The organism is Geobacillus sp. BMUD, assembly GCF_013096845.1.
GTDB classification, from domain to species: Bacteria; Bacillota; Bacilli; order Bacillales; family Anoxybacillaceae; genus Geobacillus; species Geobacillus vulcani.
In genome coordinates this window covers 401,367-422,622 of record NZ_SDLA01000001.1, presented here as the reverse complement: position 1 = coordinate 422,622, position 21,256 = coordinate 401,367, and the positions used below count along the sequence as shown (strand labels likewise).

16 protein-coding genes are annotated in these 21,256 nt (G+C 54.1%); 1 reads left to right on the top strand and 15 read right to left on the bottom strand.

All coding sequences use genetic code 11. The features are described from left to right. Positions 1-5 precede the first annotated feature (5 nt). From ETC05_RS02055 to ETC05_RS02025, 7 genes are all read right to left on the bottom strand, one after another. Entirely contained in the window at positions 6-1,151 is a 1,146-nt protein-coding gene (locus ETC05_RS02055) for an acyl-CoA dehydrogenase family protein (RefSeq protein WP_171660254.1), read from the bottom strand. Between the two features lie 24 nt (positions 1,152-1,175). After that, on the bottom strand, positions 1,176-2,750 hold the full coding sequence (locus ETC05_RS02050) for a fatty acid--CoA ligase (RefSeq protein WP_171660253.1): 1,575 nt from the start codon (positions 2,748-2,750) through the stop codon (positions 1,176-1,178). A 186-nt stretch (positions 2,751-2,936) separates the two neighbouring features. Further along, positions 2,937-3,869, bottom strand: coding sequence for a stage V sporulation protein K (gene spoVK / locus ETC05_RS02045; protein WP_031410268.1), 933 nt, complete (start codon positions 3,867-3,869; stop codon positions 2,937-2,939). Between the two features lie 339 nt (positions 3,870-4,208). Next, positions 4,209-4,436 (bottom strand): RNA chaperone Hfq, encoded by a 228-nt coding sequence (hfq, locus tag ETC05_RS02040; RefSeq protein WP_011230812.1) that lies wholly within the window; start codon positions 4,434-4,436, stop codon positions 4,209-4,211. 38 nt (positions 4,437-4,474) lie between these two features. Beyond that, positions 4,475-5,419 (bottom strand): tRNA (adenosine(37)-N6)-dimethylallyltransferase MiaA, encoded by a 945-nt coding sequence (gene miaA / locus ETC05_RS02035; RefSeq protein ID WP_031410271.1) that lies wholly within the window; start codon positions 5,417-5,419, stop codon positions 4,475-4,477. Positions 5,420-5,915: 496 nt separating this feature from the next. Continuing rightward, positions 5,916-7,613, bottom strand: coding sequence for a methyl-accepting chemotaxis protein (locus ETC05_RS02030; protein WP_171660252.1), 1,698 nt, complete (start codon positions 7,611-7,613; stop codon positions 5,916-5,918). Between the two features lie 212 nt (positions 7,614-7,825). Further along, complete coding sequence (locus ETC05_RS02025) at positions 7,826-9,175, bottom strand: MDR family MFS transporter (protein ID WP_031410274.1); 1,350 nt, start codon at positions 9,173-9,175, stop codon at positions 7,826-7,828. Positions 9,176-9,247: 72 nt separating this feature from the next. Between ETC05_RS02025 and ETC05_RS02020 the strand changes: the two genes are divergently transcribed. Next, positions 9,248-9,406 carry a hypothetical protein gene (locus ETC05_RS02020; protein ID WP_156961401.1) on the top strand — a complete coding sequence of 53 codons (159 nt, stop codon included), beginning with the start codon at positions 9,248-9,250 and terminating at the stop codon, positions 9,404-9,406. A 116-nt stretch (positions 9,407-9,522) separates the two neighbouring features. Here ETC05_RS02020 and ETC05_RS02015 read toward each other — a convergent pair whose 3' ends face one another. The 8 genes from ETC05_RS02015 to ETC05_RS01980 all read right to left on the bottom strand — a co-directional run bounded on the left by ETC05_RS02015 (position 9,523) and on the right by ETC05_RS01980 (position 21,121). Next, the gene (locus ETC05_RS02015; protein WP_171660251.1) at positions 9,523-10,548 is read right to left on the bottom strand and encodes a C40 family peptidase; all 1,026 of its coding nucleotides are present in this window, start codon (positions 10,546-10,548) and stop codon (positions 9,523-9,525) included. Between the two features lie 221 nt (positions 10,549-10,769). Next, positions 10,770-12,659, bottom strand: a complete 1,890-nt coding sequence (gene mutL, locus ETC05_RS02010) for a DNA mismatch repair endonuclease MutL (protein ID WP_171660250.1) — start codon at positions 12,657-12,659, stop codon at positions 10,770-10,772. Between the two features lie 14 nt (positions 12,660-12,673). Next, a complete protein-coding gene (gene mutS / locus ETC05_RS02005) occupies positions 12,674-15,385 on the bottom strand; it encodes a DNA mismatch repair protein MutS (RefSeq protein ID WP_171660249.1) in 2,712 nt (903 codons plus the stop codon). 97 nt (positions 15,386-15,482) lie between these two features. Beyond that, positions 15,483-16,031 (bottom strand): outer spore coat protein CotE, encoded by a 549-nt coding sequence (locus ETC05_RS02000; protein ID WP_015374452.1) that lies wholly within the window; start codon positions 16,029-16,031, stop codon positions 15,483-15,485. A 284-nt stretch (positions 16,032-16,315) separates the two neighbouring features. Continuing rightward, positions 16,316-16,747 carry a YlbF/YmcA family competence regulator gene (locus ETC05_RS01995; protein WP_031410284.1) on the bottom strand — a complete coding sequence of 144 codons (432 nt, stop codon included), beginning with the start codon at positions 16,745-16,747 and terminating at the stop codon, positions 16,316-16,318. Beyond that, the gene (miaB, locus tag ETC05_RS01990; RefSeq protein ID WP_171660248.1) at positions 16,725-18,320 is read right to left on the bottom strand and encodes a tRNA (N6-isopentenyl adenosine(37)-C2)-methylthiotransferase MiaB; all 1,596 of its coding nucleotides are present in this window, start codon (positions 18,318-18,320) and stop codon (positions 16,725-16,727) included. The genes ETC05_RS01995 and miaB overlap by 23 nt, the downstream gene beginning before the upstream one ends. Before the next feature lie 195 nt (positions 18,321-18,515). Next, entirely contained in the window at positions 18,516-19,382 is an 867-nt protein-coding gene (locus ETC05_RS01985; protein ID WP_171660247.1) for a 2-oxoacid:ferredoxin oxidoreductase subunit beta, read from the bottom strand. Further along, positions 19,349-21,121 (bottom strand): 2-oxoacid:acceptor oxidoreductase subunit alpha, encoded by a 1,773-nt coding sequence (locus ETC05_RS01980; RefSeq protein ID WP_031410290.1) that lies wholly within the window; start codon positions 21,119-21,121, stop codon positions 19,349-19,351. Before ETC05_RS01980 ends, ETC05_RS01985 begins: the two co-directional genes overlap by 34 nt. Positions 21,122-21,256: the final 135 nt, after the last annotated feature.

Here is a 21,256-nt window from a genome sequence, read left to right as displayed (position 1 = left end):
TCTTTCTACAAATCTAGCTCGCGAGCGATGATCGTTTTCATCATCTCGTTCGTCCCGGCGTAGATGGCGCTCACCGGAATGTCGCGATAGCGCCGGGCGATCTCGTATTCTTCCATATAGCCATAGCCGCCATGGAGCTGCATGGCTTCGGCGGCGACGCGTTTGGCCATCTCGGTAATCCACCATTTCGCCATCGACACTTCGGTGACGATCCGTTTTCCTGCCATATGCTCTTCAATGACGCGGTCGACAAACGTGCGTCCGAGGGCGATCTCGGTCGCCATTTCGGCGAGGCGGAACTGGACGGTTTGAAACTCGCTCACCCGTTTGCCGAACGCCGTGCGTTGTGTGACATATTGCTTCGTCAAGGAAAACATCACTTCCGCCGCCGTCTGCGCGGCGATGGCGACAACGAGCCGCTCCTGCTGGAGTTTTTCCATTAAATAATAGAAGCCTTTTCCTTCTTCACCGAGCAAGTTGGACGCCGGCACTTTCGCATCTTGGAAAAACAGCTCGGCCGTATCTTGGGCGTGCAGCCCGACTTTCTCAAGCTTCCGCCCGCGCGTAAACCCCGGCGTATCCCGCTCCACGACGAGCAGGCTGATGCCGCGGTGCGGCGGTTTCGCGTGCGGGTCGGTTTTGCAGGCGACGATGACCAAGTCGGCATGAATCCCGTTGGTGATAAACGTTTTTTGCCCGTTGACGATGTAGGCGTCACCGTCTTTCACCGCCGTTGTCGAAATGTTGGCCAAATCCGACCCAGCCCCCGGCTCGGTCATGGCGATGGCGGTAATGAGCTCGCCGCTGACGCATTTCGGCAGCCATTTTTGCTTTTGTTCCTCCGTTCCGTACGAGGCGATGTACGGCGTCACAATATCGTTATGCAGGCCGATGCCGACAAGGCTGGAACCGACTTTTTCCAGCTCCTCATTGATGACGACCGAATAAGCAAAATCGGCGTTCAATCCCCCGTACTTCTCATCGACCCATGGGCAAAGAAAGCCGTTTTCCCCCATTTTCGCCCAAAACGAGCGCGGGATGATGCCGCGCCGCTCCCATTCGTCGTAGTACGGATAGGCTTCTTTCTCTAAAAACTTGCGGAATGCATCGCGGAAAATCTGGTGCTCCTCGCGCAAATAGCGAGCTGTCACCGTTCATCCCTCTCTTCTGTTCGGTCACTTTTTCTCCGTTCCGCCCGCCGCCTGTTTTTTCAGCTGTTCACGCAGCAAAAACTTTTGGATTTTCCCGCTCGCATTGCGCGGCAGGGTGTCGATGAAATAATAGGCGCGCGGCCGCTTGTATGGGGCGAGGCGGTCGCTCGTTTGGCAAAACTGCTCGAGCTCATCGGCGGTCAAGCTGTCCTCTTTTTTGACGATGAAGGCGACGACTTTTTCGCCCCACAGCTCATCCGGCTCGCCGAGCACGGCGACATCAAGCACTTTCGGATGCTCATACAACACGTCCTCGACTTCGCGCGGATAGACGTTTTCTCCGCCGCTGATCACCATGTCATCGACCCGATCGGCGACATACAAATAGCCGTCTTCATCAACGTAGCCAAGATCGCCGGAATGATACCAGCCTTTGTACAGCGCTTGTTCCGTCGCTTCCTCGCGCTTGTAGTAGCCGACCATCATGCACGGTCCGCGCATCACAATTTCGCCGACTTCATACGGCGGCAGCACATCGTCTGGGTCGGACGGCCCGTCCTCCCGCGCGCGGACGACGCGGATTTCATGGTTGAGGCAGGCGCGCCCGGCGGAACCCGGTTTCTTGAGCTGTTCATCTTCCAACAAAAACGTCACCGCCGGCCCCATTTCCGTCATCCCGTACGCTTGAATCAGCTCAATGCCGAGCCGCTCTTGGCATTGCCTCACCAGCGCCGGAGCCATCGGGGCGGCGCCGTATAGGCCGAGGCGAAGCGAAGATAAGTCGTAACCGCTTACATCTTCCTGCAAGATCATGTTCCACATCGTCGGGGCGCCAAACAGGAGCGTAATTCGCTCACGTTCGATCGTCTCGAGAACGAGCTTGGCATCAAAATGGTGCAAAATGACGCTCGCCGCTCCCGCATGCACGCGCGGCAGCAAGCAGCAATGCAGTTCGGCGCAATGGAACAGCGGCGCCGCCGCCAGCCCACGATCCGTCTCGCGGATGCGCATGACGCCATGGCAAAGGACGCTTTGCTCGATCATGTCGCGGTGCCGATGCATCACTCCTTTTGGACGCCCGGTCGTGCCGCTTGTATACATAATGGCGTACAGATCGGTCTCTTCCACTGGCACGCGCGGCGCTTCCGCCGAAGCCCGGGCCGCCTCTTCATGAGCGCTTTTGGCAAACGGCGGCGGATCACCGTCGATCGACCAAAACGACACGTGCGGAAACCGGTGGTGAATCGCGGCGAGCTGCGGCTCAACCGCCCGTTCCAACAGCACGAGTTTCGGCTCCGCATCCGTCAAAATATAAGCGATTTCTTCCGCTTTCAGCCGAAAGTTGATCGGATTGAACACGGCTCCGATTTTGGCGCAGGCAAACAGGGCGGTGGCGAGTTCAAGCGTGTTGTACAGAACCGTAGAAACGCGGTCTCCCTTGCGCACGCCGGCTTCCTGAAACGCATTCGCCCACCGGTTCACTTCCCTCTCCCATTCGGCGTACGTATAGCGGCGTCCAGTGGTCACCTCGACGACCGCCTCCCGGTTTGGAAACTTTCGCACGGTCTGGGAAAACATCTCCCCAATCGTCACGTACAAGCAGCAGCTCCCCCTTTTTCTCATGGATTTGGACAAGCAAAAGGTTTTATAAGACAGACAATTCAGACAAATTTTGGCGCATGCCCTGTATTGTTTATGTATTCGACCTTTTCTAAGGCATTCCTCTTTTTCTCAAACAAAAAAACGCGCTCCTTTTTTTGGTGCCAAAGGAGCGCCGTTTCCGCCTTACGCATGAATGACAAGATCGCGGTCACGGATCGTCATCAGCTCTTTTTTGTCATATCGCCCTTCATAAAGAAGGCGGACCGCCTGCTTACGGATCGCCTTTTCGATTAAGTTGCGCACATAGCGGCCGTTGCTGAACTTGAGGCGGCCGGTTGCTTCCAGCGTCCCTTCGAGATGAATGTATAGTTTCCGCTCCGCTTCCGGCGTCATTTCATACTCGCGCTCGCGCAACATTTGTTTGGCGATTTGCACGAGCTCCTCGACCGTGTAATCGGGAAACTCGATCGTGAGAGGAAAGCGCGACGGCAAGCCGGGATTTAACGACAAAAAATAGTCCATTTCTTTCGGATAGCCGGCCAAAATTACCACCAAGTCGTCGCAAAAGTCTTCCATTCCTTTCACCAGCGTGTCAATCGCTTCTTTGCCGAAGTCCTTCTCCCCGCCGCGGGCGAGCGAATACGCTTCATCGATAAATAAAATCCCTCCGCGCGCTTTTTTAATCAAGTCGCGCGTTTTGTTCGCCGTATGCCCGATGTACTCTCCGACCAAATCGGCCCGCTCCGCTTCAATGAAATGCCCTTTGGACAGGACGTTCATCTCGTAAAACAATTTGCCGAGCAAGCGCGCCACCGTCGTTTTGCCGGTGCCGGGATTGCCTTTGAAAATCATATGGAGCGCCTGGCGGTTGGCCTTTAAGCCGTTCTCCTTGCGCAGCCGGTTGATGTACAGCCAGGCGTAAATTTCCTTGATGATTTTTTTGACATGATCGAGGCCGATCAGTTGATCAAGCTCCTTTTGAATATTGCGGAGCGCCTGATGCTCTTCGCCATCGAGCCAGTCGTTCGGCTCTTCTTTCACTAAATGGTTTACCGTTTTGGAGTTCAACACGATGTTGATTTGCCCTTTCGCTTTGTTCATCGTCAATTCTGACAAGGGGCGTCACCTCACTTCCCGTTTTCTGCCATCCGCACCCGTTCCGACTTGGCTTTTGACGCCTTGCCTTTTCGTTAACTAGTATACGTACACCACCGCCGATCCGTGACAATCGCCCAAACGAACAGCCGGTCGGCTATAACGGAAAAAGTTTGTATATGTTTATTCACAAAAGCGGCGGTTTACGCATCTGAATTCACCTCGTCTCTCACTTCCCTTCGGGTGACGCGGGAGCTTGTCGATCCAATGGCAGGCTCGGAAGGAAAACGGGAAATGGAAAAAGGCACCCTCCACACGAAGGAAGGCGCCTCTTTTTCGGCGGCGTATGTACCGTCGATCTTACTGTTCGGTTTCAAAATGGATATTCCGCTCCGGCGCAAACGTCGAAATGGCGTGCTTGTAAATGAGCTGTTGTTTTCCTTGCACTTCCAAAAGTACGGTGAAGTTGTCAAACCCTTTAATGTACCCGCGCAACTGGAAGCCGTTCAATAAGAAGACGGTCACTTGAATGCCCTCTTTGCGCAGCTGGTTTAAAAACTGGTCTTGAATATTGATCGTGTTTTTCATCAAACGTCCTCCTCTTTTCTCTCTAACTAAGGATATACTTATATATTCGCTTCAAGTTGAAGCTTTCCTGCTACATAGTGAGAAATTTCCTCGACCTTGGCGGCGAACTGCTCGGCGTCGGTCATGTCAAACCATTTCACCGGCATTTGATTGCGAAACCAAGTGAGCTGCCGTTTCGCATAGCGGCGCGAATTTTGTTTCAGCTGCTCGACCGCTTCAGCAAGGGAAACGCGGCCGTCAAAATAGTCGTACAGCTCCTTATAGCCGATGGCTTGCACCGCCTGGCAGTCGCGCAGGCCGCGGTCATAAAGCGATTTCGCCTCTTCGATCAATCCCGCGGCGATCATCTCATCGACCCGCTCATTGATGCGGCGGTAAAGCACCTCTCGCTCCGCCGTCAAGCCAACGATGGCCGCCTCATACAAAAGCCGCTTTTCTGTTTGCTGCCACTCGCTGAACGGCTTGCCGGTGCAATGATACACCTCTAAGGCGCGGATGACGCGGCGAATGTTGTGCGGATGAATGCGAGCCGCACTGGTTGGGTCAACGGCCTCAAGCTGACGGTAAAGCGCCTCGGCTCCGTGCTCAGCCGCCAGCCGCTTGAGCGTCCGTCGGTACGCTTCGTCGGAAGGGGCGTCGGAAAATTGGTAATCGTAAATCGCAGCTTGAATGTACAGCCCGGTGCCGCCGACGATGATCGGCAGCCGGCCGCGCGCCGAAATCTCGGTGATGAGCGCACGGCAAAGCCGCTGAAATTCGACGACGGAAAACGGTTCGCACGGTTCTTTGATGTCCAGCAAATGATGCGGGATTCCCTCCATCTCATCGGGCTTCACTTTCGCCGTGCCAATGTCCATCCCTTTATAAATTTGCATCGAATCGCCGCTGATGACCTCTCCGCCCAGCTTTTTCGCCAACGCGATGCCGAGCTTCGTTTTGCCGACCGCCGTCGGCCCGACGATGACGGCGACTTTTTCAGCCATAGCGCGTCACTGCTTTCTGTTGTTGGACTTGTGTCAACCATCATTATACGTGAACGGCCCCCACTTCGCTTTGCTTGAAGTGGGAGCTTCTCAGTTCCACGACGAAAGCAACCTTTCGTCCCTGAGCGTCACTTCGGGTCGTCCCAACCCTGGGCATCCGACGATTCGGAGTTCTTTCACGCCCTGGATCTTTTACGCATGGAAGGCTTTGCTTGATTTCTCCATGCGACCCCTATATCCAGTTCACAAAGAACATGATATACCTTGATTTTATCATGTGTTTTGGCTGACGCCAACCAATATTCATCTTCTGCTTATCGCTGGGCTGCGTCATGCGCTGGAAGCGGGAGAGTCTTTTTTCGGAACTATGATCAAAACGGCAACGGATGAACCCATTTCTTTCATACGTTTTCGCCATCCGCAGACCGTTTTATACATGGCAACGTGAAAAATTGCTCTGTTCCCTTTTCCCCATGACCAAGCAAAGGCGCGCTCATCATAATGAAAACTTGTTGACAATCGCCTGCAAATCGTCCGCCATTTTCGAGAGCGACGCGGCCGAGGCTGAAATTTCCTCCATCGAGGCCAGCTGTTCCTCGGTCGCCGCCGACACCTCCTGCGCACCAGCCGATGTTGACTCGGCCACATCGGCGACAAGCCGGACGGAGCGCACAATCTGCTCCGAAGAAGAGGCCATGTCGCTGACCGCGGTGGATACATGACGGATTTGCGCCGCAACTTCGTCCACGGCGGTGCGAATGCGGGCGAACGTTTCGCCCGAGGCGCGAATGACGTTCGTCCCGACCGTCACTTCGTTGACGACCGACTCCATCGATTGGACGGCATGGGCTGTTTCTTCTTGAATGGCAGCGATCAATTCCGCGATTTGCTGGGCCGATTGCGCCGATTGCTCAGCGAGCTTCCGCACTTCGTCAGCAACGACGGCAAACCCGCGCCCATGCTCGCCGGCGCGCGCCGCCTCAATAGCGGCGTTTAAGGCGAGCAAATTCGTCTGCGCCGCGATGCTGCGGATCGCTTCGATGATCGAACCGATTTGCTCGGAACGGTGTCCGAGCCCTTTAATGAGGTCAGCCAACTGCTCGACCGTATCGTTCACTTTGTTCATTTGCGCGACGCCCGCCTCGATCGTTTGTCCGCCCTCAGCCGCTTGTTTTGACGCCTCAGCAGCGATGGCGGACACGCTTTGCGCCCGTCCGGAAATTTGCTCGATTCTCTCAGACATGGAATCGACGGCGGCGGACGTTTCTTCCACGCTTTGCATTTGCTTGTCCATGCTGGAAGCGACGCCTTGAATTGTCATGGCGATTTGCTCGGTCGCTTTGCTCGTCTGTTCGGCGCTCGCTGCCAGCTCTTCCGACGAAGCGGCCACTTGCTCAGCGCTTTGCGTCACTTCCTGAAGCACCCCACGTAAATGTTTTACCATCTGTTCAAACGAAGCGGCAAGTTCGCCAATTTCGTCGCGGTTGCGGATGCCGGTTTTTGTCTCTGTCAAATCGCCGGCGGCGATCCGTTTCGCCGCTTCCGATAGCGCCAATAGCGGGCGGGAAAGCGAACGGCTGATGTAGTAGCTGGCAGCTGCCCCAGCCGCCACCGTCAACAAGCCGACGATGATGATCAGCCGCTGAACCCCGGCCGCCGATGCACTCGCATCATCATTGGCTTCCTTCATTTCTCGCTGCTGGAGAGCGACGAATTGATTCACCTTTTCATCAAATTGGGTCGTTAAGTCGCGCCCCGTTGTGGTCACAAGGGCGATGTACTGCTCTGGTTTGTTTTGCGCTTTTAAGTCGAACGTTTTTTGCCCCAGTTCGTAAAACTGCTGTTCAAGCAAATCGAGCTCGGCAAGCAGTTGTTTCGTTTCTTCCCGCGTCAGCTCCGTCGCAAGCTTTTCGCTTATTTTCTTGTACTCCCCATGCGCTTTTTCAAAGTTTTTCCTTGACGTCTCATCGCCTGTCAACAAATAGCCGCGCATACTGCCGACTTCGCGGCGGATCAATACTTCAAGCTCTTTGGCATTGACAAGCTTCGTCACTCGTTTGTCGATCACATCGGTGTATGTACGGTCAAGAATCGAAATCTCGTAATAAGAAAACCCGACTAGCCATGCGATCAACATGTAGACGAGGCCGAAGCCGGCCAGCAGTTTTTTGCGCACAGTCATTTTCATGTTCATTGGCAAGTCCCCCGTCTGTGAATCAGTATGTTGTTCCATCTACATTATCGGATGATAACAGCCAATGTTTAGTATTTTTTTGGCTCTTTCGCCATCTTGATGAAAAGGCCTGCTTCATGGAGAAAATCAACTGAATTTTCTCCATGAGCCCCTCTTTCACCGTAAACTCGCAAGAAGAGCAAACAGGCCGCCCCGATGCCGCTTCCACCGCCTTACGCCGTTCCTTCCGGCTGCCACGTGTTTCGGTCAGCTTCGGCTTCATCCCGAATGAAAAGTGAGGTGACAAGCGCCACGATGCTGCCAATGAGGCCGAACAAAAACAAATGATGGATGCCGGCCATAAACGTCGGCGCCTTCGTCAAAAACGCTCCCATGACGGTCACGCCGATCGCTGTGCCAATATTGCGACAAAACATAAAAAAGGACGTCGCGATTCCTTTTTCATGTGCGTCGGCAAGCTGCTGCGAGCCAATGATCCCAACGGTCGACGTCAACCCAAACGACAGCCCTTGGACAAACATGATGAAGAAAACGTACCAAAACCCATGGCTCTCGTTGAGCAGTGCAAGAAGCAAGCCGGACGCAACCAGCAGCACATTGCCGATGATGAGAAGCGGACGGTAGCCATAGCGTAAAATCCATTTCCCAGCCGGCACGGCGGCGATCATCCAGCCAACGGATGAGCCAAGCAAGGCAACGCCGCTGATAAATACGGATAAATGAGCGACGTTTTGCAAAAAGAGCGGAATGTAGCTTGACGTCCCAAACAGGGCAACGCAACTGACAAAGCCGTTAATGTTCATCCATTTGAGCGTCCGGTGCTGGACAATCGACAGCGGCACGAGCGGAGACGGCTGCCGTTTTTCGAAAAAGTAAAACGCAACAAGCAAGAGCGCGCCAGCCGCCCCGTACCACCATTGTCTCCGCTCCACAACGGTGACAAGCAAAAGCAAACTGACTGCCGCCGCAAACAACACAGCCCCCATGTAATCGACCGCCGCTCGTTTCGGTTCATATACTTCTTTATATGGAAGCAACGTCACAAGCGAGAGCAAGCAAATGGGAATGTTGACATAAAAAATCCAGCGCCATGTCGCGTATTCGACAAACAGCGAGCCTAAAAGCGGCGCGAGCACGGCGGAAATGCCCCACATGGCGGTAAAAAACGCCTGGATCTTTCCGCGCTTTTCCACCGGAAACAAATCACCGGCGATAATGGCCGGAAACGGCATCATAAACCCGGCACCAACCCCTTGTACGGCGCGGAACACCACAAGCTGCACCATGTTTTGCGACAAACCGCAAAGAAGCGAGCTGATCAAAAATAAAATGATGCCAAAGCGGAATACGTTTTTGCGGCCGAATAGATCGGACAAACGGCCAGCGATGGGCGACAGGACGGTCATCGTAATCATATATGACGCAAACGCCCAGGCGTACAAAGAAAATCCCCCAAGTTCTTTAGCGATGATCGGCATCGTCGTGTTCATGATCATCGTATCCATCGAGGCGACGAGCATGGCCAGCACGATGCTGACCATGACCGACAAGCGGCTGTTCATACGAATGACCTCCTTTTTTATCGACTACGAATAATTTATTTTACACGATAAAACACCGGTGCACAAAATCATATGCGCCGCAAACAAAAAACGATGGCGGCCAGACGAAGAAAACGACGCGCCTTGGCGATCGCACGCATTATCGTTGTTCTCCTCTTCCAAGAAGCGGCCATTGACGAATCGAAGCATGAAGCCGGTGAAGTTTTTCCATTTGAAAAACAAAGCGGTTAAACCTCCTTGTCCCGTTCACCGCCTGCTAACCGGCATAAAAAAGGCCGCCCGCCAAAGCCTCAATGGCTTTGCGCAGACAGCCTTGCGCCTCGACTGCTTGAGGGCGGTCGGCGACATTAGTCGAGCACCCGAACCGCTTTTACATACCGCGTTTTCCAATAGGACGACGTCAGCGACGAATACGTGACGCCTAACGAAACGGTCGCGTTGATCATTTGTCCATTGCCAGCGTAAATGCCGACATGGTTGATCGTTCCGTTTGAATCGGTGTCAAAAAAGACAAGATCGCCTTTTTGCAACTGGCCAAACGACACCGCTCTTCCCGCTTGCGCCTGGGCGGTGGATGTGCGCGGCAACGAAATGCCGGCTTCGCTGAAGACGCGCATCGTAAACGACGAGCAGTCGAACACATCGGTGCGCGACGGGCTTGCTCCATACAAATAGCGCGCCCCTAAATATTTTTCCGCAATATCGATGATTCGGTCGGCAAGCGATGCAGACGACTCAGTGGCAGCCGAGTTGGCGGCCGATACCTGCTGCTTGGCCGCCCGGACATCAGCCGTTCCACCCGCCACTTTAATGGCTTGGCCGATGCGGATGATGTTCGGGTTTGTAATTTGTGGATTCAGCGTCAATAGACGGTCGACCGTCGTTTGAAACTTGTTCGCAATTCCCAGCAGCGTATCCCCCGCCTGCACGATATACCGGCCGTTCGTCGGCACAGCCGCCGGCTGTACCTCATATGTATTGGAACGTCCTTGTTCACCCGCTACTTGCAACGTCTGCCCCACGCGAATGAAGTCTGGATTCACAATGCTTGGATTGAGCTTGATCAACGCATCGACAGTGGTGTCGAACTTGCGGGCAATTCCGCTTAACGTATCGCCAGGTTGCACCGTATACGTACGGGAAGAGATTTTTTCTGATTCTGCCTGCTCGTTGACTTGCAATACTTGGCCAGGGAAAATCAAATCCGAAGACAAACCGTTTTCTTGCTTTAACGCGGCAACCGTCGTGCCGGATTGCCGAGCAATCTTCCAAAGCGTGTCGCCTTTTTGCACCGTATAGCTCGCCGCCGATGCCGCGTGGCCGGCCAACAACGAGCCGATCAACGTGCTTGTCAATACAACCGTCTTTTTCATGCTGCATCCCCCTATGACGTCGATGTAGTTCTTTTAGCAACTCTTCTATTTATTGAGCTGGTCCGCCAAAATCCGCTATGACTCTACAATTTTCACCATGTATGCCTGCACATGAGCCATTATAGTAAAATCAAAACAATCCGTCTGTAACAGAAAGAATAAAAGTAGATTACAAAACGATTACAAAAAACGCCCCCTTTGCGCGGCAAAGGGGGCACAGGCTACATCACCCGTTTAAATAGTTTTTCAATTTCATATGTCGAAAAATGAACGATGATCGGCCGGCCGTGCGGACAAGTAAATGGGTCCGTCGTCCGCCGCAGCGCCTCAAGCAAAGCGAACAGTTCATCCTGGCGCAAATGTTGGTTCGCTTTAATGGCGCGTTTGCAACTCATTAAGATGGCCGCTTGTTCGCGCAATTGCTTGATGTCGACCGTTTTTGCCGCCAGCACTTGTTCGATCATTTCCTCGATGATTTCCTTTTCTCTCCCTTTCGGAAACCAAATCGGATGGGAGCGAACAAGAAACGCCCGAGGTCCAAACGGCTCAAGAAACACGCCGCAACACGCCAGCTCATCGCGGCAGGCGGCGATCCGCTCGTACTCGTCGGCTGGATATTCAAACATCAATGGAACGAGCAGCTCCTGCACTTCCTTCGTGACTTCGCCGAGTTTTTCCCGGAAATATTCATAGTTGATCCGCTCTTGCGCCGCATGCTGATCGATCATATACAGCCCATGTTCGTTCTCAGCCAAAATGTATGTCCCGTGCAATTGGCCGATTGGATAAAGCGGCGGCAGGCGATCGGCCGCCGCTTTCTCCTCCGCTTGCCCGTCTGTAGGCAAGCGAAGGGCAAGCCTTTCTTCTTCCACCTCTTCTTCCTGCTTTCGCTCAAAAGCGGGCCCATGTTCGTCCAGTATTCCACATTCATCCATCTGCACAGCCGCGGATGGCTGCACAGCCGGTGCGTCACCGGTGAGCGGTGCGAGAGGAGCGGTCGCATCTTCGCCGCCGATGTCACTGAATAAGACAGACGGCTCGCGGACGCGATGAGTGAACGTCCAAGCCGCCTGTTCCGCCTTCGGTTTCACCATCTTGCTGTCGGCAGATACAGACGGAATGAGCGTCCGCTCGCGAAACGCCCGACGGATGACGCCCGTCACGAGCTCGTTCAGCTCTGCTTCCTTGCTGAAGCGGACTTCGAGCTTAGCTGGATGGACGTTGACATCAACAAGCACCGGATCCATTTCAATGGACAAAAACACAATCGGATAGCGGCCGATCGGCAAGAGCGTGTGGTAGCCGGCTTCAATTGCTTTCATGAGCGGCACGCTGCGCACATAGCGGCCGTTGACAACAAGCGAGATGTAGTTGCGCGAGGCCCGCGTCACGTCCGGCGGCGAAATGTAACCGCGAATAGTAAAATCGAGCGATTCCGCTTCAATGGGGATCATTTGCCTCGCCGTCTCGGCGCCGTAAATAGCGGCGAGCACGTGCCGGACATCGCCGCTGCCATTGGTGGCAAGCAACGTTTTTCCTTGATGGCGGAGGCGAAATGATACGTCCGGATGGGCGAGCGCAAGCCGGTTGACGACGTCGGCCGCATGGCCGAGCTCGGTGTGGATCGTTTTCATATATTTCAAGCGCGCAGGGGTGTTGAAAAATAAGTTCGATACGGTAATATCCGTCCCTTTGCGCCCCGCCGCCCGCGCGCGGGAGATGAGCGCACCGCCTCGAAGCACAAGCTTCGTTCCTGGTCCGTTGCCCGTACCGGTGACCAGCTCCACTTCCGATACGGAAGCGATGCTCGGCAGCGCCTCACCGCGAAACCCAAGCGTGCGGATGCGGAACAAATCGTGCTCGTCATGAATTTTGCTTGTCGCATGCCGTTCAAAAGCGAGCAAGCAGTCGTCTTCCTCTATGCCGTCACCGTTGTCGATGACGCGGATTTTCGCCATTCCCGCCTCTTCAAGTTCGATGTTGATGACCGTACTATGGGCATCAATGGCGTTTTCCACCAATTCCTTGACGACCGAAGCCGGCCGTTCGACCACTTCGCCGGCGGCGATTTTGTTTGCCAGAAGGTCATCGAGCTTGCGGATGCGTCCCATCGGGCCTCCCTCCTTTACTTGACGAGCTTTTGCAGTTCATACAGTTTGTTTAGCGCCTCAAGCGGCGTCATCTCGAGCAAATTGACCTCTTTCAGCGCCGCGAGCGCCTTTTTCTCTTTGTTTGAAAGAGGCGGCTCCATAGGCGCTGGGGCAAGGTCAGGAAACATGCTCAGCTGCTCAAACGCTGCTTCCTCCAAAACGCCCTCCCGCGCCGCACCGGCTGACGGACGGGAGGTCTTCTCGCGTTCAACCTTGCCGCCGACGTCTAACGCTTCGTTCCCCTGAAAAGCCAAACCTGCTCCGGTCGAAGCGCCATCATCCATCCGGCCTGTGGTGGCTTCCCGTTTTCCCGCCTCCTTCTCCAGTTCCGCTAAAATGGCCCGCGCGCGTTCAATGAGTGAAGCCGGCAGCCCGGCCAGCTCGGCGACGTGAATGCCGTAGCTCTTGTCGGCCGGCCCGTCGGCGATTTGATGCAAAAAGACGACTTTGCCGTTTTCCTCGATAGCGCGGGCATGGACGTTCGAAAGCCGCGGGAGCGAACGCTCCAAGGCGGTGAGTTCATGGTAGTGGGTGCTAAACAGTGTTTTCGCGCCGATATGGTCATGAATGTACTCAATAATCGCCTGTGCGAGCGCCATGCCGTCGTACGTCGATGTGCCGCGCCCAATTTCATCAAACAAAATGAGGCTGTTTTGTGTCGCATGGGCGATGGCACGGCGCGCCTCCAACATTTCGACCATAAACGTGCTTTGCCCTGCCGACAGGTCGTCAGCGGCGCCGATGCGGGTGAACACTTGGTCAAAAATGGGCAGCACCGCCCGCTCGGCGGGAACGAAACAGCCAATTTGCGCCATGACGGCGGTGAGCGCCACTTGCCGCATGTACGTGCTTTTTCCAGCCATGTTTGGTCCGGTGATGAGCAGCATTTCCCGCTCGCGGTTCATGTAGCAGTCGTTCGGCACGTACATTTGCGCGCCGAGCACTTTTTCGACAACCGGGTGGCGGCCGCCTTGAATCACCAAGACGCGCTCCGTGGAAAACTGGGGACGCACGTAGCGATACTCGTCACTGATCGTGGCGAATGATTGAAGCACGTCAAGCTCGGCAATGGCTTTCGCCAGCGTCTGCAGGCGCGGGATGTATTGCTTCACCTGCTCGCGAATAGCGACAAACAGTTCATATTCGAGTTCGATGCTTTTTTCTTCCGCTTCCAAAATGAGCGCCTCTTTTTCTTTCAATTCCGGGGTGATAAAGCGCTCGGCGTTGGCGAGCGTCTGCTTCCGCTCATAGCGGCCCTCCGGAACAAGGGGAAGATTGGGCTTTGTCACTTCAATATAGTAGCCAAACACACGGTTGTAACCGACTTTGAGCGATTTGATGCCAGTCGCTTCCCGCTCCTTCGCCTCCAGTTCCGCGATCCATGCTTTGCCGTTGCGGCTCGCGTCGCGGTAACGGTCGAGCTGCTTGTCATACCCATCTTTGATAAGGTTCCCTTCTTTGACGGAAAGCGGCGGCTGTTCTTGAATCGAGCGCTCGAGCAAATCGACGAGCTCTTCGCACGGGTCAAGGCGCTCGCACAGCTTGTCCGCTTCAGCGAGCGGCAGCGCGCCGACCGTCTGGCGGAGCGACGGCACTTGAAGAAGCGACTTTTTCAGCTGCACGAGATCGCGGGCGTTGGCGTTGCCGTAGGAGACGCGGCCGACAAGGCGCTCAATGTCATAAACGCCGCGCAGCCTGTCGCGCAGCTCCTGCCGTTCAAAATAGCTCGTTTTCAACGTTTCCACAAAATCGAGGCGCCGTTCGATTTCACGCCGGTCAATGAGCGGCCGGTCCAGCCATTGTTTTAAGAGCCGCCCGCCCATGGCTGTCACCGTTTCATCCAACAGCCATAAGAGCGAACCTTTTCTCCCTTTAGACCGCACGGTTTCGACCAACTCCAAATGCAGCTTGGAATGTCGGTCCATTTTCATATAGTGGTCAACTTGATACAACTCAGCTGGCTGCAAATGATCGAGCCGCCGCTTTTGCGTGCGGACGAGGTAATGAAGCAAGCGGGCGACGGCCGTCCGCAACTTTTCTTGCGCCACATGGCCGATGACGCCGCGCCATTCATCGCATAGCGATGTGTCGTCCTCATAAGAGACCGCCGCCCCGTACCGCTCTTTCAGCTCGCGCACCCATTCTTCGGCGCTGTCTGTGGCCACGATGATTTCCCGCGCTCCAACGGCGTGCAGTTCGTTCGCCGCTTCCTCCCACGAAGAAAGAAGCGTCAACCGAACCTCGCCGGTCGACAAATCCGCGTAAGCCAATCCGTATGTACCATCAGCAAACGGCGTGAGCGCCGCCAAGTAGTGGTTTTCCTTCTCGGTGAGCCCTTTGCCTTCCATGAGCGTCCCAGGGGTGATGAGCTGCACCACTTCGCGGCGCACAACGCCTTTGGCCGTTTTCGGATCTTCGACTTGTTCGCAGATGGCGACTTTATATCCCTTTTCGATTAACTGCTCAATATATCCTTGCGCCGAATGGTACGGCACCCCGCACATCGGCACCCGTTCATCCCCGCCGCCATCGCGGCTTGTCAGCGTGATTTCCAGCTCTTGCGCCGCCTTGATGGCGTCGTCAAAAAACAGTTCGTAAAAATCGCCGAGTCGGAAAAATAAAAACGCGTCCGGATATTGTGCTTTAATGTGCAAATATTGCTGGATCATCGGTGTGTACGATGGCATCGCTTCTCCCCAACCTTTTCAGCCCGAAGGCCCGTTGATTGCGCTACTATTATAACAAGCGGCAAAAGAAAAAACTAGGAAAGAAATTTCCTAGTTTTTATTCTTCTTCTCCAAGCAGCAAATCCGGGCTTAAATCTTCTAATTCTTCATCAAGGTCATCCTCGTCGCAAAAATCGTCGTCCTTGCCGCAGCCTTCCGGATTGATCGCAACGCATACTTTCGTTTCGCCGATCACTTCGGCGACAAACTCCCTCTCAACGTCGACGACGATTTTATTGCCGTTCGGCGAAATCGTGCATTCGAGGCAGTTCGGCTGCTGGATGACGCGGACGATGACATCGGTGTCATCGCTGATTAAATGGTCTTTGTCGCGATATTTTAATTTGACAACGTCCGTATACGACACCGTTTCGGTGACGACTTCGGTTTTGGTGTTGTGGTTGTACGAATACCAGACGTTGATGTCATAATGGCCGTGAATTTCGACCGTTTTATCGCATTTTTTCGCTTCATAACGGTGGTTGATGATCCAGCAGCCGAGAATGCTTGACGGGCGGTTCGGCGCCGTCACCGTATGGGTCGATTGTGTAAACTTGCGGCCTTTGCCGACAACGGCTTTCGTAATAATTTCTCTGTATTCAGACATCGAACGGAACCCTCCTCAAATGAATCTTCATTTCATCCTATGCGCCATCTCCGCTAATGTGCACAGCAAATGAATCATTATTCCGTATAGTTCATTGTATGCGCCTGCTCCGTTCGATGTGCCTTCTTTTTTGCCGCCAGGCAGCCGCCCGCGGTTCGGGAACAGGGAGAACGCGCCCATAAAAGCATCTTTGTTCATGGTGTCGGTCGGGCATTGATACGAGCTGCGAGAGAGCGCCCCCATAAGAAAAAGCGCCCCGAAGGACGCTTTTGCGCCGCATGCCATTAATGGCAGCCGCCGTGTTTGCTGTAACGAAGCGCCGCCCCGGTTTCGCCGCGCAGCACGTCGCCGCCCGTCGAAGCGAGAATTTCATCGGTCACCGTATTTGAAATCGTCGAGGCGACGAGCTGAAGCAGGTCGTTCACATCGGCTTGGGACTGCTGGAATTCGCTGACGATCGGGATTTGCGACAATTCTTCGTAAATGGCATCAATTTTGGCCTCAACCCGTTTCAGCGCTTCATGTTTTCCGTAATGCTGCAAATTGACAGCCTGTTTTTGCAGCGATTTTAATTCGTTGATCAACGCGCGCACTTTTTCGTTTTGATGGATTTTTTCTTCGGCCCGTTTGAAAAAGTCGACTTCTTCCGTTTCCGCAATCATTTTCGCCAACTGCTTCGCCTGGGCCAATACATCATCCCGCGTATATTTTGCCATGTTCGTTCACCCCGATCGCTTCATTCACAAGTTCGCCTGTCAGCGTCCACGTCTTCGCCTGCGTAATGCGCACGTTGACCAATTGGCCAATGAGCGATTTGGGGCCGACGAAGTGGACGAGCTTGTTTTTGCGCGTATAACCCGCCAATACATCCGGATTCGTTTTGCTTTCGCCTTCCACAAGCACTTCGACGACTTCCCCTTCGTATTGCTTCATTTTCTTGGCCGCGATTTCTTGTACAAGGTCGTTCAGCCGCTTGAGCCGTTCTTTTTTCACTTCCATCGGCACGTTGTCTTTCATGTTCGCCGCCGGCGTGCCTTCGCGCGGTGAATAAATGAACGTGTAGGCCGAGTCAAACTCCACTTCGCGGTAAAGCGACAGCGTTTCTTCAAACTGCTCATCTGTCTCGTTCGGGAAGCCGACGATAATATCCGTCGTCAACGCGACATCCGGAATGGCGGCTTTGATTTTGCGGACGAGCTCCAAATACTCCTCGCGCGTATACTTGCGTCCCATCATTTTCAAAATTTCCGTGCTGCCCGATTGCACCGGCAAATGAATATGCTCAACCAAGTTGCCGCGTTTGGCGAGCACTTCGATGAGCCGATCGTCAAAGTCGCGCGGATGGCTCGTTGTGAAACGAATGCGCGCAATATCGATTTTGCGCAGCTCATCCATTAAATCGCCAAGGCCGTACTGGATGTCGGTGAAATCTTTCCCGTAAGCGTTGACGTTTTGCCCGAGCAGCGTAATTTCTTTGTAGCCTTGGGCGGCGAGCTGGCGCACTTCTTGGATGATGTCTTCCGGGCGGCGGCTCCGCTCCTTGCCGCGCGTATACGGGACGATGCAGTACGTGCAAAACTTGTCGCAGCCGTACATGATGTTGACCCACGCTTTAATCTTCCCTTTGCGCGCCTTCGGCAAGTTTTCAACGACGTCGCCTTCTTTCGACCATACTTCAACGACCATTTCTTTCGACATGTACGCTTCATGCAAAATGTACGGCAAGCGATGGATGTTGTGCGTGCCGAAAATGAGATCGACATATTGGTATTGCTTTAAAATTTTCTTAACGACCGATTCTTCTTGCGACATACAGCCGCACACGCCGAGCAACAAGTCTGGATTCGTCGTTTTGAGCGGCTTTAAGTAGCCGAGCTCGCCAAACACTTTGTTTTCCGCGTTTTCACGGATCGCGCACGTGTTGAGCAAAATGACGTTTGCGTCTTCTGGCCGGTCGGTCGGCTCATAGCCGAGCGCCATGAAAATGCCGGCCATCACTTCTGTATCATGCTCGTTCATTTGACAGCCGTACGTGCGAATGTAAAACTTCCGCCCGCGCCCCATGCCGCGGAACTCGTCCGGAATCGCGAAGTCTTTTACATAGTTGACTTCTTCTTTGCCGCGTTTCTTCGCCTCTTTTAAATTCGGCGGAAGAAACACCCTCGTGAAATACTTCTCATAATCTTTCGTCGTTTTTTCTTTCAGCCGGTCCAAGGCGGATTTTCTGTCCGCTGGATGGCTTTCCGTTTTGATTTGTCCCGTTTGCTCCAAACGTTGTTTTTCGTTCATCGCAATCGCTATCTCCTTTCTGTCCAACATCATTGGATGATCCTCGGCAAATTTCTTCCAACTACACATTATCATAGTATATCGTCAACTGCCAAGAAACACAATGGGAATTGTTCCGGAAGCCCGGAACATGTTATGATAACAAAAAAACACCCAATGAGGCAAGCCCCCATCGGGTGCAAGTTGTTTCCATTTTTACATAAACTCCGCCACAAGTTCAGCGAACTTTTCTTTGCTCATTTTCAGCTCCGCCTCAGCAAGCGGCGCTTCGCTGTAGCCCGGCACAAGCTCTTGATACGACTTTTGTTCTTTGTTTTGATAAATGATCCCGGTGACGAGTCCATCGTATTTCATGACCGTCTGCATCGCCATCTCCCTATCGGACGGGTCGTATCCTTCGATGTCGCTGACCTTGACGAGCCGCTCTTTGAACCACTCGTACGTATTCACTTTGTTGTACGTCACGCACGGGCTGAAGACGTTGATGAACGCAAATCCTTTATGCTTGACGCCTTCTTCAATCAAGCTCGTTAATTCTTTCAAATCGCTTGAGAAGCCTTGGGCGATAAACGTCGCTCCGGCGCTTAACGCGATCTCGAGCGGCGACAATGCCGGCTCGATCGATCCGTGCGGCGTGCTTTTTGTTTGGAAACCGGCAGCGCTGCGCGGCGATGTTTGTCCCTTCGTCAGCCCGTAAATTTGGTTGTCCATGACAATGTATGTGATGTCGATGTTGCGGCGAATGGCATGAACCGTGTGCCCCATGCCGATGGCAAACCCGTCGCCATCCCCGCCGGCGGCGATGACCGTCAAATCGCGGTTTGCCATTTTCACTCCTTGCGCCAGCGGCAGAACGCGGCCGTGCGTGCCATGGAAGCCGTAAGAGTGAATGTAGCCGGAAATGCGGCCTGAGCAGCCGATTCCGGAAATGACCGCCAGCTCGTGCGGCTCCAACCCGAGATTGGCAGCCGCGCGCTGGATGGCCGCTTGCACGGAAAAGTCGCCGCAGCCTGGACACCAGTTTGGCTTCACATCATTGCGGAAATCTTTAAAGGTGGCCATTGCGCTAACAACTCCTTGCATTTAGTATAGACGTCGCCCGGCAAGAACGGATTGCCGTCGAATTTTAAGACGCTGGCCATTTTATCGGCATGCCCAACGTTCATTTTCAACAAGCTGGCCAATTGTCCGGTCGCGTTTTGCTCGACGACGACGACCCGCTTTGCTTTTTCGACAAGCGGCCGCACGTCGTCAACCGGGAACGGATGAAGCAGGCGGATATGCGCATGGTTGACTTTGACGCCGTCTTGCTCGAGCCGCTCCATCGCTTCTTCAATCGCTCCGCGCGTCGATAAAAAGCCAACAAGGAGCAAATCCGGTTCCTCGTGGCGGAGTTGTTTGTGGACCGGCGTCGGGAAATGAATGTGCTCAAGTTTGCGCATCCGTTTTTCCATTTGCGCCCGGCGGTTCGCCGCCGTCTCTGACGGGCGGCCTGTTTCGGCATGTTCGACCCCGGTGACATGGTGGATGCCGTATTTCGTCCCCGGCAGCACCCGCGGCGAAACGCCGTCCGGCGTCAGTTCATACCGTTTGAAATTGTCTTTGTCTGGAAGCGGCGGCAGTTCTCCGTTCACCAGTTTGCCGCGGCGGATCTCAATTCGATCGTAATCAAGCGGTTCGACCGTCTGCTTCCCAAGCGACAGCTGCAGATCCGACAGAAAAATGACCGGGCATTGGTATTCCTCAGCTAAGTTGAACGCTTCCGCCATATCGTAAAACGCTTCTTCGACCGTGCTTGGCGCCATGACAATTTTGGGAATTTCCCCGTGTGTGCCATAGATCATCGCGAGCAAATCGGACTGCTCTTGCTTTGTCGGCAAGCCGGTGCTTGGACCGCCTCGTTGCGTGTCAACCACCACAAGCGGTGTTTCCGTCATCCCAGCTAGTCCAATCGCTTCGGCCATAAGCGACAACCCCGGTCCGGCGGAAGCGGTGAACGCCCGCACACCCGCATAGTTGGCGCCGATCGCCATCGTACAGGCTGCGATTTCATCTTCTGTCTGGATGACCGCGCCCCCAAAATCGGGCAGCTTTTTAATTAAATATTCCATAATTTCCGAAGCCGGGGTGATCGGATAGGCAGCCATAAAACGCGCCCCGCCGGCAATGGCGCCCAAGGCGATGGCGTCGTTGCCGATCATGAACATTCGCCGTTTGCCGTCGGCTTTGGCTAGCTTCATCGTTTTCGTCGATCCATCAAGCTGCTCTTTCATATATTGCGCTCCAGCGCGAATCGCTTCCATGTTTTTCTCAACGACTTGCGCCCCTTTGCGCCCGAATGTATCCACAACAACGCTTTCGAACACAGCAGCGTCCAAATCGAGCACCGCGCTCGTCGCACCGATGGCAACCATGTTTTTCATCAGCGGATTGCCAAGCTGTGTGGCGATATCGGTGAACGGGACGGCGTAAAGCGCCACTCCTTTTCCTTCCGGAATCAACGGATGGAATTTGGCGTCCGCAATGACGATGCCGCCGTCACGCAGCTCGTGGAAGTTGAAGTCGATTGTCTCTTGGTCGAACGCCACCAAGATGTCCAAATCATCAGCGACCGCCCGCACTGGTTTCGTGCTGACGCGAATTTTGTTGTTCGTATGACCCCCTTTGATGCGTGAAGAAAAATGGCGGTATCCATATAAGTAATATCCGAGACGGTTCAGCGCTGTGGAAAAAATTTCCCCTGTACTTTCAATTCCTTCCCCTTGCTGGCCGCCTACCTTCCATGACAGCTGTTCGATCATGCATTACACCCCTTTATATTCACTCCAGCCTTTCGCTACTATTGTACCACTTTTCTGACAAGGAAACTACCATTTTGAACGCCTTTTTCAGCCGGCGCCGCGGATGCCCTGTCTTCTATTCTAGGATACGCAAAG